The sequence below is a fragment of the Winogradskyella sp. 4-2091 genome, from assembly GCF_045765065.1.
Lineage (GTDB): Bacteria > Bacteroidota > Bacteroidia > Flavobacteriales > Flavobacteriaceae > Winogradskyella.
In genome coordinates, this window is record NZ_JBJKOD010000001.1 from 66351 (window position 1) to 82763 (window position 16413).

15 protein-coding genes are annotated in these 16413 nt (G+C 32.2%); 9 read left to right on the forward strand and 6 right to left on the reverse strand.

Features of this window, described 5'->3' with window-relative positions; all coding sequences use genetic code 11:
• Positions 1-91: 91 nt before the first annotated feature.
• Complete coding sequence (locus ACJBCC_RS00265; protein WP_299098864.1) at positions 92-2209, forward strand: thioredoxin domain-containing protein; 2118 nt, start codon at positions 92-94, stop codon at positions 2207-2209.
• Between the two features lie 73 nt (positions 2210-2282).
• The gene (locus ACJBCC_RS00270) at positions 2283-3287 is read left to right on the forward strand and encodes a LacI family DNA-binding transcriptional regulator (protein ID WP_299098865.1); all 1005 of its coding nucleotides are present in this window, start codon (positions 2283-2285) and stop codon (positions 3285-3287) included.
• Positions 3288-3356: 69 nt separating this feature from the next.
• On the opposite strand, the gene ACJBCC_RS00275 is transcribed toward ACJBCC_RS00270, so the two are convergent.
• Positions 3357-3770, reverse strand: coding sequence for a hypothetical protein (locus ACJBCC_RS00275; RefSeq protein ID WP_407556087.1), 414 nt, complete (start codon positions 3768-3770; stop codon positions 3357-3359).
• A gap of 205 nt (positions 3771-3975) precedes the next feature.
• Between ACJBCC_RS00275 and ACJBCC_RS00280 the strand changes: the two genes are divergently transcribed.
• Together ACJBCC_RS00280 and ACJBCC_RS00285 are read left to right on the forward strand one after the other, a co-directional pair.
• Positions 3976-5298 carry a M20/M25/M40 family metallo-hydrolase gene (locus tag ACJBCC_RS00280; protein ID WP_407556088.1) on the forward strand — a complete coding sequence of 441 codons (1323 nt, stop codon included), beginning with the start codon at positions 3976-3978 and terminating at the stop codon, positions 5296-5298.
• Between the two features lie 18 nt (positions 5299-5316).
• Positions 5317-5925: an alpha-ketoglutarate-dependent dioxygenase AlkB gene (locus ACJBCC_RS00285; protein ID WP_299098868.1), complete on the forward strand. Its 609-nt coding sequence runs from the start codon at positions 5317-5319 to the stop codon at positions 5923-5925.
• Here the strand turns inward: ACJBCC_RS00285 and ACJBCC_RS00290 are convergent.
• Positions 5922-7160, reverse strand: a complete 1239-nt coding sequence (locus ACJBCC_RS00290) for a 3-deoxy-D-manno-octulosonic acid transferase (RefSeq protein WP_299098869.1) — start codon at positions 7158-7160, stop codon at positions 5922-5924. The genes ACJBCC_RS00285 and ACJBCC_RS00290 overlap by 4 nt on opposite strands.
• 283 nt (positions 7161-7443) lie before the next feature.
• Here ACJBCC_RS00290 and ACJBCC_RS00295 point away from each other — a divergent pair, with 283 nt between their 5' ends.
• The 4 genes from ACJBCC_RS00295 (at position 7444) to ACJBCC_RS00310 (ending at position 11295) form a co-directional block, all read left to right on the forward strand.
• Positions 7444-8604: a DegT/DnrJ/EryC1/StrS aminotransferase family protein gene (locus tag ACJBCC_RS00295; protein WP_299098870.1), complete on the forward strand. Its 1161-nt coding sequence runs from the start codon at positions 7444-7446 to the stop codon at positions 8602-8604.
• 2 nt (positions 8605-8606) lie between these two features.
• Positions 8607-9626 (forward strand): UDP-glucose 4-epimerase GalE, encoded by a 1020-nt coding sequence (gene galE / locus ACJBCC_RS00300; protein ID WP_299098871.1) that lies wholly within the window; start codon positions 8607-8609, stop codon positions 9624-9626.
• 10 nt (positions 9627-9636) lie between these two features.
• The gene (locus ACJBCC_RS00305) at positions 9637-10914 is read left to right on the forward strand and encodes an amidohydrolase family protein (RefSeq protein ID WP_299098872.1); all 1278 of its coding nucleotides are present in this window, start codon (positions 9637-9639) and stop codon (positions 10912-10914) included.
• 189 nt (positions 10915-11103) lie between these two features.
• A complete protein-coding gene (locus ACJBCC_RS00310) occupies positions 11104-11295 on the forward strand; it encodes a hypothetical protein (RefSeq protein WP_299098873.1) in 192 nt (63 codons plus the stop codon).
• Between the two features lie 39 nt (positions 11296-11334).
• Here the strand turns inward: ACJBCC_RS00310 and lspA are convergent, their stop codons facing one another.
• The 4 genes from lspA to ACJBCC_RS00330 form a co-directional block, all read right to left on the reverse strand.
• Positions 11335-11835, reverse strand: coding sequence for a signal peptidase II (gene lspA, locus ACJBCC_RS00315; RefSeq protein WP_367179556.1), 501 nt, complete (start codon positions 11833-11835; stop codon positions 11335-11337).
• A gap of 12 nt (positions 11836-11847) precedes the next feature.
• Positions 11848-12741 (reverse strand): ACP S-malonyltransferase, encoded by an 894-nt coding sequence (fabD, locus tag ACJBCC_RS00320; RefSeq protein ID WP_407556089.1) that lies wholly within the window; start codon positions 12739-12741, stop codon positions 11848-11850.
• Between the two features lie 92 nt (positions 12742-12833).
• Complete coding sequence (locus ACJBCC_RS00325; protein WP_407556090.1) at positions 12834-13649, reverse strand: hypothetical protein; 816 nt, start codon at positions 13647-13649, stop codon at positions 12834-12836.
• Between the two features lie 79 nt (positions 13650-13728).
• Positions 13729-15282 carry an NAD(P)/FAD-dependent oxidoreductase gene (locus tag ACJBCC_RS00330; RefSeq protein ID WP_299098876.1) on the reverse strand — a complete coding sequence of 518 codons (1554 nt, stop codon included), beginning with the start codon at positions 15280-15282 and terminating at the stop codon, positions 13729-13731.
• Positions 15283-15406: 124 nt separating this feature from the next.
• Between ACJBCC_RS00330 and ACJBCC_RS00335 the strand changes: the two genes are divergently transcribed.
• Complete coding sequence (locus ACJBCC_RS00335; RefSeq protein WP_299098877.1) at positions 15407-16411, forward strand: App1 family protein; 1005 nt, start codon at positions 15407-15409, stop codon at positions 16409-16411.
• The last annotated feature ends 2 nt before the right edge of the window (positions 16412-16413 follow it).

Consider the following 16413-nt stretch of genomic DNA (forward strand, 5'->3'; position numbering starts at 1 on the left):
TGTTTATTAAATTTAAACACGCTTTTTTTATAAATTAACTTTTGGAAGTTTTAATTTAGTTGCTTGTCATTAGTTCAATAGAAAATAATAGATGTTTAAAAAGTTACATTTCTACATAGTTATCGTTGCAGTCCTTACGAGTTGTTCTCAAGGTAAAAATCCTAAAGAAACCAATACTGATGATAGAGCTAATGATTTAATAAATGAAACTAGTCCTTATTTGCTTCAACACGCATACAATCCCGTAAATTGGAAAGCTTGGAATAAAGAATCACTAAATTATGCAAAACAAGAGAATAAACTTATTGTGATCTCAGTAGGATATTCTGCTTGTCATTGGTGTCATGTGATGGAAGAAGAAAGTTTTGAAAATGATTCTGTGGCAAAATTGATGAATGAAAACTTTATTAGTATAAAAGTAGATCGAGAGGAACGTCCAGATGTAGATCAGATCTATATGAATGCTGTTCAATTGATGACAGGTAGTGGTGGTTGGCCATTAAACTGTATAGCTTTACCAGATGGCAGACCTGTTTTTGGTGGTACATATTTTACAAAAGCGCAATGGACTAAAATTTTAAAAGATATGTCTGCATTGTATAAAAGTGATCCTCAAAAAGTAATCGCATATGCAGAACAACTAACGGAAGGTGTTAAAAATTCAGATTTAATAGCTGTTAATAAAGAAGAGGTTCTATACACACCTTTGGCAGTTAAAACAATGGTAAAACAATGGCGATCTTCATTAGATTTTAAAGATGGAGGACATGAAAAAGCGCCTAAGTTTCCTATGCCTAGTGATCTACATTTCTTATTGCGATATAGTTTTCAACTTAATGATAATGCCATTAAAGATTATGTTCTTACAACTTTAACTAAAATGGCTAATGGTGGAATTTATGATCAAATTGGAGGAGGTTTTTCAAGATATTCAGTTGATGAACGCTGGCATGTGCCTCATTTTGAAAAAATGTTATATGATAACGCACAACTAGTAAGTTTGTACTCAAAAGCCTATCAAATAACAAAAAATGAAGCCTTTAAAAATATAATTATTGAGACCTTAGATTTTGTTGATAACGAACTTACACAAACTGAAGGTGCCTTCTATTCTTCAATAGATGCAGATAGCCATACTAAAGATGGCGAATTAGAAGAAGGTGTTTATTATACCTGGACAAAGGAAGAATTAAAAGCAGCATTAGGTAACGATTTTAAATTATTTCAAGACTATTATAATATCAATGCTCTAGGTAAATGGGAAAATGACCAATACATTTTATATAAAACTAAAAATGATGTTGAGTTTTCAAAATCAGAAGGTTTATCATTAATAGATCTCCAATCAAAAGTCAAAACTTGGAAAACAAATCTTTTAAATTTAAGAACTCAACGAGAACGACCAAGAACTGATGATAAGGTTCTGACTTCTTGGAATGCTTTGATGTTAAAAGCCTATGTAGATGCCTATCGTGTTTTAGGAAATGAAATTTACTTAAATAAAGCCATTAGAAATGGTAAGTTTCTAAAAGAGAATCAAATAAATAAAGATGGTTCTATGTTTCATAATTATAAAAATGGAAAGAGTTCTATAGAAGGTTTTTCTGAAGATTATGTACATACTATTTCTGCCTTTATAGAATTGTATCAAGCCACTTTTAATGAAGAATGGTTGCACTCTGCAAATGAATTAATGATATATGTTATAGCGCATTTTCTTGATAAAGAAAGCAGTATGTTCTATTTTACTTCAGACAAAGCCACAGATCTAATAGCTAGAAAAATAGAAATTTTTGATAATGTTATTCCTTCATCTAATTCCGTTTTAGCAGATGGTTTATTCAAATTAGGACATTACTTTTCAAATAAAACATATACCAATTTAGCGCAGCAAATGTTAAGTAATGTAAATAAAGATTTAGAGCAAACGCCATCTGGCTATTCTAATTGGTTAAACTTATATCTTAATTATTCTAATCCATATTATGAGGTGGCAATTTCAGGTAATGATGCTAAGGAAAAACTAAAAGAATTAGATAAATCTTATTTGCCTAATGTGCTATTTTCTGGAGCTAAAAATGAAAGTGAGTTACCTCTGTTGCAGAATAAATATATTGAGGGAGAAACATTTTTATATGTATGTGTTAATGGAACCTGTAAAATGCCCGTTTCAAGTTCTAAAAAAGCAATAGATCAAATATTAAAGTAAAGTTAACAGAGTTTACATATTTTGAAAAGAGTATATTTGGTAATACCCTTTTTCTAGTTAAAATAGAACCATTATGACAACACTTAAAGAATTAGCAGCCCTTTTAAATATTTCAGTTTCTACGGTATCAAAAGCCTTAAATGATAGTCATGAAATTAGTGAAAACACAAGAACTCGTGTTAAGGAGTTAGCGACTAAACTTAATTATAAGCCTAATAGAATTGCGCAACAATTAAAGACCAATAAATCTAAAACCATAGGTGTCATTCTTCCAACAGTTACTAATCCATTTTTTGCAGAAGTATTACATGGCATTGAAAAAACGGCCACAAATAACGATTACGATATCATTGTTTGTTTGTCTAACGAAACGTTTTTAAAAGAAAAACGAAGCTTAGAGTTATTATCTAATGGAAGTGTTGATGGATTTATAATGGCCGTTGCTAGAGAGAGCCAAGTTAAAAATGAAACAGAGCATATTTTAGATGTTATTAAAAGTAGACTGCCAGTTTTAATGTTTGATAGAGTGGTAAACGAAATTGAATGTAATAAAGTTATAGTAGATGATTTTCAATCTGTATTGGAAGCTACCGAATATTTAATTGAAAAAGAAAATCGAAAGCACATTTTATTAGTTAGTAATATTGAGGAGCTTAGTGTTGGTAAATTAAGAATAGAAGGGTATTCAAAGGCTCTAGAAAATCACAATTTAAAACCGCACATACTTAAGTTAGATCATGCGGTAGATGTTGATGTTGAAAAAAAGATATACGACTATTTAAAGGCCAACACTACTATTGATGCTATCTTGTCAATTGATCATGTGACCGGAATTGTAGCCATCAATATGGCTAAGAAATTAGGACTAAAAATCCCAGAAGAAATGTCTGTAATGGGATTTGGTTTTGACCATACACCTTTACTATCTAGTCCAAAAATTTCTATTATTCATCAAAAAGCACATGAAATAGGAGAGATATCTACGAAATTATTAATTGATAGTCTAAAAGATGATTCTCTACAATTACAAACAATTGTTGTGCCAAGTGATCTTAAATTAAATGAATCTACCGATTAAATTTTAAAAAAGACACAAAAAAAAGACCTGATTTAAAATCAGGTCTTTTTTTTATATCTAAAAGATAGATTACATATCTTTTACTTTGTTTACTGCATTTTGTCCAGCTTCTTTAGCTCCGTCAACTGCATTTTTACCAGCTTCTTTAGCTCCATCAACAGCATCGTTAGCAGCATCTTTTACGCTATCTACAGCGTTAGAAGCACCTTCTTTTACGCTATCAGCAGCATCACCAGCAGCTTCTTTAGCTTCATCAACAGCATCACCTGCAGCATCAACAGCATCACTAGCAGCACCTTCTACAGCGTCAGCAGCGTTATCAACAGCATCTCCTGCAGCATCAGCAGCATCTTCTAATGCATCACCTGTAGCATCAGCAGCGTTTTCAACAGCATCAGCAGCATTTTCAGCAGTTTCTCTACATGACGTAAATGATAAACCTAATACAGCAACTAGTGCTAAACTTAATACAACTTTTTTCATTTTAATAGTTTTAGTGTTAATTTTTGTTAATGTACGAAAATACTAATTTCAATGTAATTTTAACATAATTTTTTAATTTATTATCCGTACAGCTGTGGTATATACGTATGTAGGTTTAAGTTTGGACTATGAATTTAAGTTTTTTTTTCAATTGTAAATAGGTTAATATTTATATTTACATGTAGAACGTATATGGTAATTTATTATGATAAATTTAAAATCTATAGATAGAGGAATTCTATTTTTTCTTTTTTTGAGTATCTCTATTCTGAGTTTCGCACAAAATGATAAAATTGAACGTAGAATATTAAAAGGTGTAGATATACACTTAGAAAATGCTATTGATCTGATTAAAACATCAGTTAATATTAATAGTGGAACTATGAACTTTAAAGGTGTAAGAGAAGTTGGTTCATTATTTCAAAAAGAACTAGATAAATTAGGTTTTAAGACGGAACTTACTAATGGACAAGCTTATGGTAGAGCAGGTCATTTAATAGCAACGAGGAAGGGTACAAAAGGACCTAAGTTTTTAATGATAGGTCATTTAGATACTGTTTTTGAGTTAGAAAGCCCTTTACAAGAGTACACCATGCAAAATGATTCCATAATGAAAGGTCCTGGTGTAGCCGATATGAAAGGAGGAGATGTTATCATCATTCTGGCATTGCAAGCGTTAGAAAAAGCTGGTGTTTTAAATGATATGTCAATTGAAATTATAATGACTGGTGACGAGGAGAAAAGTGGTAAACCGTTAGAGTTGTCAAAAAAAGATTTAATTGAAGCAGCAAAGCGATCTGATATTGCGTTAGGTTTTGAGAATGGCGATAATGACCCAACGACCATTGTTGTTGCTCGAAGAGGTTCTACTGATTGGGAGCTTAAGGTAACTGGAAAACCAGCCCATTCTTCTCAAATATTTACAGAAGAAGTTGGTGTAGGCGCTATTTATGAAACCTCTAGAATCTTAAATGAGTTTTATCTACAATTGGCCAAAGAAAAAGATTTAACTTTTAATCCAGGGTTTATAATTGGTGGTACCACGTTAAATCAAGAAGAAGATGGAACGGGAGGTTTAGCTTATGGAAAGACTAACGTTGTGGCACAAAACGCAATTGTTCGAGGAGATTTAAGAGCAGTTTCCCTTGACCAATTACTAAAGGCAAAAGAAATAATGACTAAAATTGTTTCCGACAATTATGCCCAAACAAATGCACAAATCAACTTTTCGTCCGGTGGTTATCCGCCATTATCTTTAACCGAGGGTAATACTAGGCTATTAGGTTATTTTAATACTGTAAGTGAGGATTTAGGTTTTGGTTCGGTTACAGCAGTGAACCCAAGAAATGCTGGTGCTGCAGATATATCGTTTACTTCAGGATATGTAGATATGGCCATTGATGGTTTAGGACTTACAGGTGGAGGAGGAGATCATACAATCCATGAGTCAGGTAACTTAAAAACCGTTGAAAAGCAAGCGAAAATTACAGCTGTATTAATGTATAGATTAGTTAATTCAAAGTTTTAAAAATTACTAAAAATTAGTTTGGACTTATTCAATTCAAAAATACAATCTAACCTTTTGCCCTTTGATGGTACAGTTCATTATTATGGATCTATTATGTCTGTTCAAAATGCGCAAGAATATTATAAATATTTATTAGAAAATATTGAATGGGAAAACGATAAGGCCATCATTTTTGGAAAACTCATCGTTACAAAGCGAAAAGTCGCCTGGTATGGAAATAAGCCTTATAGTTATACCTATTCTAAGACGACTAAGTCTGCTTTACCATGGACAAAAGAACTTCTGGACCTTAAAGAACTTGTGGAGCAAAAAACAGGCGAACGTTTTAATTCGTGTTTGCTGAATTTATATCATAGTGGTGAAGAAGGAATGTCTTGGCATAGTGATGGTGAAAAAGATTTAAAAAAGAATGGCGCAATTGGTTCTTTAAGCTTTGGAGCAGAACGCAAATTTTTATTTAAGCATAAAGTTACTAAGCAAAATGTTGCTGTTAATTTGCAAAAGGGCAGTCTATTGGTAATGAAAGGCGCTACGCAAACGAATTGGTTACATCGCTTACCTCCAACAAAGAAGGTAAAAACGCCAAGAATAAATTTAACGTTTAGAACAATTGAACCTAAGACTTAAATTTTTAAGTAGTCAATAATCTTAAGAACGGCCCCTTTATTAGAATCTATATAGTTTTTGTTAATATAACCTTTATTTTTTCTATAAGTACTCTCAGTAATTAAAGTGTTAATATTAGAATTAAATTCTGTAGAATTACTCACAGTAATTACACCATGTAATTCAATTAGCTCTTTTGCTTCTGGGAATTTGTCATAGTTTTTTCCTATTAATATTGGGATTCCAAATACAGCAGGTTCTAATATGTTGTGAAGCCCTGTAGAACCAGCTCCTCCACCAACATAAGCTATGTCGGCATAGCTGTATACTTTGCTTAAATATCCAATGGTATCTAGGATAAAAACAGGGTAGCTTGAAAGATCTATATTGTCATTTAATTGAGAATAACAAATGGTTTCTACACGTAATTGCGTTTTTAATGAGGTTATATAACTAGGTTTTATATTGTGTGGTGCAATAACAAATTTTAAATTCGGATCAGAATTTGAATTAATAAAATCCATATATATTTTGTCGTCCTCTGGCCATGTGCTTCCAAAAACAATACAGATGTTTTCATTTTTAAACTCCTCAATAAACGCAACATTATTGTCTGTTTTTAATTGGTTGTGAACACGGTCAAATCTGGTGTCGCCAGAAATAGTCACATTATTATAGTCAATATCTTCAAGTAAAGATTTTGAATTTTTATCTTGAGTAAAAATATGATTAAAGGCAAATAAAGCAGATTTTGTATAGCTTCCATACCATTTAAAAAAAGTTTGATCTTTTCTAAATACTGCCGAAATTAAAATAGCTTTTAGCTGACGATTTTTAAGTTCATTTAAGAAGTTAGGCCAAATTTCATACTTAACGAATAATGTATAATCAGGATTTACGATGTCAAGAAATTTTTTGGCATTCGCTTTAGTATCTAAAGGTAAATAAACGACAACATCTGCAATCTCAGTGTTCTTTCTAACTTCATAGCCAGAGGGAGAAAAAAAGGTAAGTACGACTTTGTAATTTGGGTATTTGGCCTTTAGAGCTTCAAAAACAGGGAGTCCTTGTTCGTATTCTCCAAGTGAAGCACAATGAAACCAAAAGCTATTATCATTGGTTTTTATAGAATTTTGAAGTTTTAAAAAGGTGTTTTTTCTACCATCAACACCTTGTTTCAATTTAGAATTGAATAATGCTAAAATTCTAATCACTAAACTAGCGATATTAATTCCTATGGAATAGAGTGCTTTCAAAAACAAATATTTGTGCTAAAATACAGTTCTTTCAATAAATTGCGTTGTTATAGCGCTTACAATTTTGTATTTTCGCTGAGCTCATCTTGACTTTTTGTTTTTAACCGAAAATGTGATAGAAAATGTGTAATTGAAGTTATTTTTGATGAGCATAGCCTCACTGCGCACAAGAATATAGCAAGTATTTGATTATATAATATTCTCAATTGAATATGGAGAAGAATAATTAAATATTTTATGCTATTAATTTTCTTATTTATTTACAATAAATGTAATCTCGAGAATGAAAAAAATTCAAATGGTTGACCTTCAGAGTCAATACGCAAAAATAAAAGATGTTGTAGATCCTTCAATTGCCGAAGTGATGAATAGTGCTGCATTTATTAATGGACCAAAGGTACATGAGTTCCAAAAAAATCTTGAAGATTATTTAGGTGTAAAACATGTTATTCCTTGTGCCAACGGAACGGATGCTTTACAAATTGCCATGATGGGTTTAGGTTTAAAACCTGGTGACGAGGTCATAACAGCAGATTTCACTTTTGCAGCCACTGTAGAAGTAATTGCTTTACTGCAGTTAACACCTGTTTTAGTAGATGTAGATCCCGTAACTTTTAATATCGATGTAGATGCTATTAAAAAAGCAATAACACCAAAAACAAAAGCAATTGTGCCAGTTCATTTGTTTGGACTGCCTGCAGATATGGATGCTATAATGGATTTAGCTAAAGAGCATAATTTATTTGTCATTGAAGATAATGCGCAAGGTATTGGTGCAAATTACACGCACAAAGATGGTAGTAAAACGAAAACAGGAGCAATCGGTCATGCGGCTTCAACGTCATTTTTTCCGTCTAAAAATTTAGGTTGCTATGGTGATGGTGGTGCAATTTTTACAAACGATGATGACTTAGCACATACGATTAGAGGTATTGTAAACCATGGTATGTACAAACGCTATCATCATGATGTTGTTGGTGTAAACTCTAGGTTAGATTCTATACAAGCCGCAGTATTAGATGCGAAATTACCCCATTTAGATACGTATAATCGAAAAAGACGTGCTGCAGCCAATAAGTATAATGAAGCTTTTAAAAATCATCCTAACATAACAATTCCAACAGGAAGAGATGTTTGTGAAGGTATTTGCGATACCTGTGACTGCCATGTATTTCATCAGTATACATTAAATTTAAAGGATGTAGATCGTGATGCTTTAGTAGCACATTTACAAGAAAACAATATTCCATGTGGTGTGTATTATCCAATTCCACTTCATAGACAAAAGGCTTATTTAGATGAACGTTATAATGAATCTGACTTTACAGTTACAAATCAACTGATTAAATCTGTTATTTCATTACCAATGCATACAGAATTAGAAGATGATCAAATTGAATTTATAACGAGTTCGGTTCTTAATTTTATTAATAATAATTCTTAAATATGAAAATATTAGTTACTGGAGGACTTGGTTTTATTGGGTCTCATACAGTTGTGGAGTTACAAAATAAGGGTTTTGAAGTTGTAATTATTGATGATTTATCTAACTCTTCAGAGGAAGCTTTAGATGGTATCACAGCAATTACTAACGTGAAGCCGCATTTTGAAAAATTAGACCTAAAAATAAAAACAGACGTACAAGATTTTTTTAAGCGTCATAATGATATCGCAGGAGTTATACATTTTGCGGCAAGTAAAGCGGTTGGAGAAAGTGTTTTAGAACCATTGAAATATTATGAAAATAATATTTCTACGTTGGTTTATTTACTTCAAGAATTAAAAGGTTTAAGTAGAAAAAATTTTATATTTAGTTCTTCTTGTACAGTATATGGTCAAGCAGATGAATTACCTATAACTGAAAACGCTCCAGTAAAACCAGCAGAATCTCCGTATGGTAATACAAAACAAATTGGAGAAGAAATTATTAGTGATACATGTAAAGTGAACGAAGATATTAATGCAATCGCTTTACGCTATTTTAATCCAATTGGAGCACATCCTTCAACTGAAATTGGCGAATTGCCAATTGGAGTACCACAAAATTTAGTACCTTATATCACTCAAACAGGAATTGGGATGCGTGAACAACTTTCAGTATTTGGTGGTGATTACCTTACTTCTGATGGAACATGTGTTAGAGACTATATTCATGTTGTAGATTTGGCAAAAGCGCATGTTGTTGCATTACAACGTTTATTAGAGAATAAAAATGATTCTAATTATGAGTTTTTTAATTTAGGATCAGGCAAGGGTAGTACAGTTTTAGAAGCTATTCAATCTTTTGAACGTGTTTCTGGTAAAGTCTTAAATTATAAAATTGTAGATAGACGAGAAGGTGATATCACTGCGGCTTATGCTGAAACATCTAAAGCGAACAATGTCTTAGGCTGGAAAACACAGTTAAGTTTAGATGACGCAATGGATTCCGCATGGAAGTGGGAACAGAAAATTAGAAATAAATAAAAATTAACTTATGAAAACTTTACTCAGAATTTTTGTACTACTCTGTTCAATTTCTTTAACTGCGCAAGATACCTATTTGCATTGCGGAAAATTAGTAGATACAAAATCGGGTAAAATACTCAAGAAAAAAACAATTATAATTTCTGGAAATAAGATTAAATCTGTTGAAAGCGGTTTTATAGAGTCAAGTAATAATGAAGATTTAATAATTGATTTAAAGTCTAAAACGGTAATGCCAGGTTTAATAGATATGCATGTTCATATTGAAGGTGAAACAAACCCTAAATCTTATTTAGAAGACTATACATTAAATGACGCTGATGTAGCTTACAACTCAGTAAACTACGCAAATATTACTTTAATGAGTGGTTTTACAACAGTTAGAGATTTAGGAGGATCTGGAGTAAATGTTTCATTAAGAAACGCAATAAATGCGGGGAAAATTACAGGTCCAAGAATTTTTACTGCAGAAAAGGCATTGGCTACAACAGGAGGTCATGCAGATCCTACAAATGGTGCTAAAAGATCTTTAATAGGAAATCCTGGTCCTAAAGAGGGTGTTGTTAACGGCATAGAAGATGCAAAAAAAGCAGTGCGACAACGTTATAAAAACGGAGCAGATTTAATTAAAATTACGGCCACTGGTGGTGTTCTAAGTGTTGCAAAGAGTAGTCAGAATCCTCAATTTACTGTAGAAGAAATAAAGGCAATTTGCGATACAGCTGCCGATTACGGGTTTCATGTTGCAGCGCATGCACATGGCGATGAAGGTATGCAGCGTGCTATTTTAGGAGGCGTAAAAACTATTGAGCATGGTACTTTAATGAGTGAGGAAACCATGGAATTAATGAAAAAGCATGATGTTTATTTAGTGCCTACTATAACTGCAGGAAAATTTGTTTCGGATAAAGCAAAAATTGATGGCTATTATCCTGAAATCATTGTGCCTAAAGCTTTAAATATAGGTCCTAAAATTCAGGAAATGTTTGGTAGAGCCTACAAAGCTGGTGTTGGTATTGCTTTCGGAACTGATGCCGCAGTTTTTTATCATGGCGATAATGGAAAAGAATTTGGTTATATGGTAGAAGCAGGAATGCCGGAAATGGAGGCGCTTCAGAGCGCAACACTCACGAATGCCATGCTGTTAAAAATGGAAAATGAAATAGGGCAAATAAAGCCTGGTTTTTTGGCGGATATTATTGCCGTAGATGAAGACCCAATTAAAAACATTTCTACAATGGAAAACGTCACTTTTGTGATGAAGGAAGGTGTTGTCTACAAAAAATAGTAATATTTAATTCTAGATTTCTATTAGTGTATAATAACTCAAACAATTCCTCGTTAAGGATTGTGTACGTATTAGTACATCTAAATTTCAATATGCTAATTCTATAAGCACTTAACTAGGTTTTAACGTTTACAACTTGGGATTGGTTTCTAATCTTTGTTATTTTGTAAGGAATGATAATTGAATAAGATGAAATTGATAAGTATTAAACGAGAGACCAAAACAGAAGGTCGCTTCACAAAAAAAATGGGTGTATTGTCTACAAACGTTACCTACATTAAAAAACAATTCTTAAGTATCCCTTACCAAACTTTACACAAATATCGTGAAACATATTATGGTAAAGTTAAAGATTGCGACGATTGCCAACTAGCGCGTTAGGTTCTTTTTTAAATTATGAGTTGAATAGATCTATTTTTACTAAGATTGTAGATCAGCTTTCTTTTTACTTTTTAGTGTAAAACCACTCCATAATAACATAACCATTCCTAAAGAAACAGATAGGTCAGCTATGTTAAATATACCAGTTTTAAAGACACCACCTAAATTAATAAAAAAGAAATCTGTTACTTGACCAAATACAATTCGGTCAAAAACATTAGCAATTCCACCACCAACAATACAGCAAAAAGCGATTAAGCTTAATTTGTCTAGTTCTTTCGTTTTCACAATGTAGTAGATAACGTAGCCTAAAACAATTGTTGGTAAAACTAATAAGAAGATTAATCTAAGTGTAGGATTCATATCGCTTCCCATACCTAAAAAAGCACCTTTATTTTCAACCCAAATTAGTTGAAAATATTCGCCTATAATATTAATTACTTTTTTAAATTCTAAAGTGTTTCTCACAACTACTTTAGATATTTGATCGATAGCAATATTGAAAATAATAAGTACTGTGATAAATAAGTTTCTATTCAAAACATATATGGTTTAAGCATTAGTTTCAAAAGTAGCTGAAGCTGTTTCAGATGCTCTATTTATTTTATTAACTAAGCCTTGTAACACTTTACCAGGACCAACTTCAGTAAAGAGAGAAGCACCATCTTCTATCATTTGTTGTACAGATTGCGTCCAACGAACAGGAGCTGTTAATTGCGAAATTAAATTAGCTTTAATTTCGTTTTCATCGGTAATGGCAGAAGCCGTTACATTTTGATAGATAGGGCAATTTGGTTTACTAAATGTTGTGTTTTCTATGGCTGCTGCTAATTCTTCACGAGCGGGTTCCATTAAAGGCGAGTGAAAAGCACCACCAACAGGCAGCACTAAAGCACGTCTTGCTCCTGCATCCTTAAGAGATGCACATGCTTTATTAATAGCTTCTACATCACCAGAAATTACTAATTGTCCAGGACAGTTGTAGTTTGCAGCAACTACAACACCTTCTGTTGTAGAGCATACTTTTTCTACTATGTCATCTTCTAATCCTAGAACGGCAGCCATAGTACTTGGTTGTAATTCACAAGCTTTTTGCATGGCCTGAGCACGTTGCGAAACTAATTTTAATCCATCTTCAAATGTTAATGCTCCTGCAGCAACGAGTGCTGAGAATTCACCAAGTGAATGACCAGCAACCATGTCTGGCTTAAAGCTATCTCCAAGTGTTTTGGCTAAAATTACCGAATGTAAAAATATAGCAGGTTGAGTTACTTTAGTTTCTTTAAGGTCTTCAGCAGAGCCTTCAAACATTATATCTGTAATATGAAAGCCTAAAATATCGTTGGCTTTTTCAAACAATTCTTGAGCTAAAGGAGAATTTTCGTAAAGGTCTAATCCCATTCCTGAGAATTGAGCACCTTGACCTGGAAATATATATGCGTTCATTTTTATTAAGATTAGTTAGGCAAAAATAGATATAAAATATCAATTTATATAGTTCCTTAAATTTTGGTTATTTATCTAATTTAAACTTAATACTAAATAAAGAAATGTTCTTTTGTATTCAGCTTTATACCATACAATTCAATAGGTTGCCATTTTGTATTTAAGATGTATTCTTTCAATCGTTTTTTTAGATGATCATTCTTTTTGTCTTGATAACCTATATTGTAAGTTTCTAAACTATCAATTTTTCCAGATTTAGTTATAATGAATTGGGCAGAAAAATGATAGTCTTCTTCGCTTTGTGGTTGAAATGCTATAGTGTGTTTTATATTACGTATTTCATTTTGAATAGAGTCTTTCCATAGTCTATAATTTTTTGATCTATGTCTGGTATTTAAGGCATAAGAATCACTCCAAGTATAAATTAAGTTTTTGTTATGATGTAAGTATATACTATCAACAATTCTTTTTGAATCATTTATAAAGTCAGCTCCATATTTGTCAGCAATGGCTTTATGCATTATACGCTCATAGCATTCGTAATATTCGTCATCTGCAGACACTATGCAGCTTAATAGTAATTCTATAGAATTTATTGAGTAATTGTTCTCTAAATAATTTGGAAAGTTTCTAAGACTTGGAGGTAAATGTTCTCTCTCACTTCCTATAAAATATGTTAGCTTATTTTTCTTAATATCAATTTCGGCTTTAAATGAATCTAGCAAGCAATAAGATTCTTTAATGGGTTTAAGTTCTGATATTCGTTGATGATATTTACGATAAGAATCATAATCGTTAATATCTAAAGTATCTAACATACTATGGTATTCTGAGATTTTTTTTTGTTCAGAGTTATTACAGCCAGCTGCTAGAATAACCAATAGAATTGTAGGAATAATTTTTCTCATATTAGCATAACGTTTATTGAGAAATTTTCTTATTTCTAAAAAAACCAGATCATTATTTTTAAAACGTGACAAAAGCTTATTATTGACAAGCTGCTTCAGCACAACGCTCACCATCCATTGCTGCAGAAATAATACCACCAGCATAACCACCACCTTCGCCACAAGGAAATAAATTAGCAATTTCTGGATGTTCTAAAGTTTCTGTCCTTGGTATACTAACAGGTGAAGAGGTTCTAGATTCTACACCAATAATATTAGCTTCTTCTGTATAGTATCCTTTCATTTTTTGCCCAAAAGCTTTAAAACCTTTTCTTAGTGAACCACCAATTATTTTAGGTAATAAAGAGTGTAATGGTGCGGAATTTAGGCCTGGTTGATATGAGGTTTCGTTAAGGCTATTTGATGTTTTTCCTTCCACAAAATCCGTTAGTTTTTGTGCAGGTGCAGATTGTTTTCGTCCTCCAGATGTAAAGGCTAAACGCTCTAAATCTTTTTGATATTCTAATGCTTTTAGAGCACCAAAATGTTCGTATTTATATAAATCTTTATCTGCATTTATTTCAGTAACAATACCAGAATTGGCAAACTTATTATTTCGTTTAGAAGGTGACATTCCATTTACTACTACTTCTCCATTTGCGGTGGCAGCAGGTACAATAAATCCACCAGGACACATGCAAAAAGAGTACACACCTCTATGATTAATTTGTTCTACCAAACTGTATGATGCAGCAGGTAATAATTCGTCTCTTGGTTCACCTGAACAATGGTATTGAATACCATCAATAATCTCTTGTGGATGCTCAACTCTAACTCCCATTGCAAAAGATTTCGCTTCAAGTTTAACCTTTTTGTCATTTAATAAATAGAAAATATCTCTTGCAGAATGACCAGTTGCTAAAATTACTTTTTCTACATTAAGTTCTTTTCCGTCTAAAAGTTGAAGCGCAACAATCTTATTATCTTTTAATGTAAAATCTGAAACTCGAGATTCAAAGTGAACTTCTCCTCCATATTTTAAGATGGTTTCGCGAATGTTAGTGACAACCTTTGGCAATTTATTAGTACCAATATGAGGATGAGCATCCACCAATATTTGATCAGTAGCACCATGATAAACTAAATTTTCAAATACTCTACGTACATCACCGCGCTTTAAGCTTCTGGTGTAAAGTTTACCATCAGAGTAGGTGCCAGCACCACCTTCGCCAAAACAATAATTAGAATCCTCGTTTACAAAATGATCTTGATTAATGGCTTTTAAATCGCGTCGTCGGTCTTTTACATTTTTACCGCGTTCTAAAACAATAGGCTTAAAACCTAACTCTATACAACGCAGTGCTGCATACATTCCTGCTGGTCCAAAACCAATGATATGTATAGGTTTTGAATTAGAAACATCTTTGTAGTCAAAGTGATACTCAGAGGTTTCTGGCATTGGTTCATTAATATAGACCTCAACTTTGTAATTAAATATGATGTTGCGTTTACGAGCATCAATAGATTTTCTTAGAATTTTAATTCCAGAAATTTCAGAGGTTTTAATATCTAAATTATAAGCTGCTTTTTTTAGCAAACCATCTGGTTGTCTTTCTTCGAATAAATTAACACGTAATTGTAAGGCTCTTATCATGTGGCGAAATTAATTATAATTATGAATACTTACTGTTTATCCTTCTAAATTTAGATAAAACGGTTAAGATGTTTTAAAGCTTTGTAGATTTTACTATCTTGAAAATTATTAAAAATAATTTCATTTGAGCTGGTTAAAGAAAGATCCATTACAGATTATAGCTTTTCAAGGTTATGGTACTGATAATCATTTTTATGCACGCGGAAGAGCACTAGAAGATGAGTCTATAGATTTAGATGAGCAGCATATTTGGCATCTTATTGTAAATACTTGGAAGCGTTTTGAGACTGATGAAATTAAAAACGTAGGTGTTAGTATAAAATTGCCCAATAATACCATTCTAAAAGGTGTTACAGATAATAAAGGATATTATAAGTTTGAAGAGAGCTTAGAAAATTTAAAAACTCTTACTAATGAAGAAGGTTGGTTGTCTTTTGAATTGTTTTATGATGATTTAAAGATAAAACGGACGATACAGAATAAAAATAGATTTCCAGGTGAGATTCTAATACCTTCCTCTAAGGCGCAATTTGGTGTGGCTAGTGATATTGACGATACTATTTTGCACACTGGTGTTGTGTCTACCTTAAAATGGAAAGTAATTTATAATTCAATTTTTAGGCATGCTAAGAATAGAATTCCGTTAGAAGGTGCTGCAGATTTTTATCATAAACTGCATAGAGGAATTTCTGGCGAAAATGCAAATCCTATTTTTTATGTCAGTCATAGTCCATGGAATTTATATCGCTATTTAGAATTGTTTTTAAGACAGAACAAATTTCCTAAAGGTCCTATTTTATTAAGAAGTTTAAGCAATTTTTTAAAGAAGAAATCTCAAGATGAAAAACCTCAGAAACAAAAAGAAATTCTTAATCTATTAAAAACGTATCCAGATTTACCATTTATATTAATTGGTGATAGTGGTGAGCATGATCCAGACATTTACATGGAAATTGCAGAAGAATTTCCAAATCGAATTTTGGCAATTTATCTTCGTAGTGTGCAACACAAAAAGAAAATGTTGCGGGTAAAAGGATTAGTGGAAAACTACAAAACCACAATGGTTTTAATGGTGGAAAGTAGCGCACAGGCCATTGAGCACGCTAGAGAGAATGGCTTTATTGTATAATT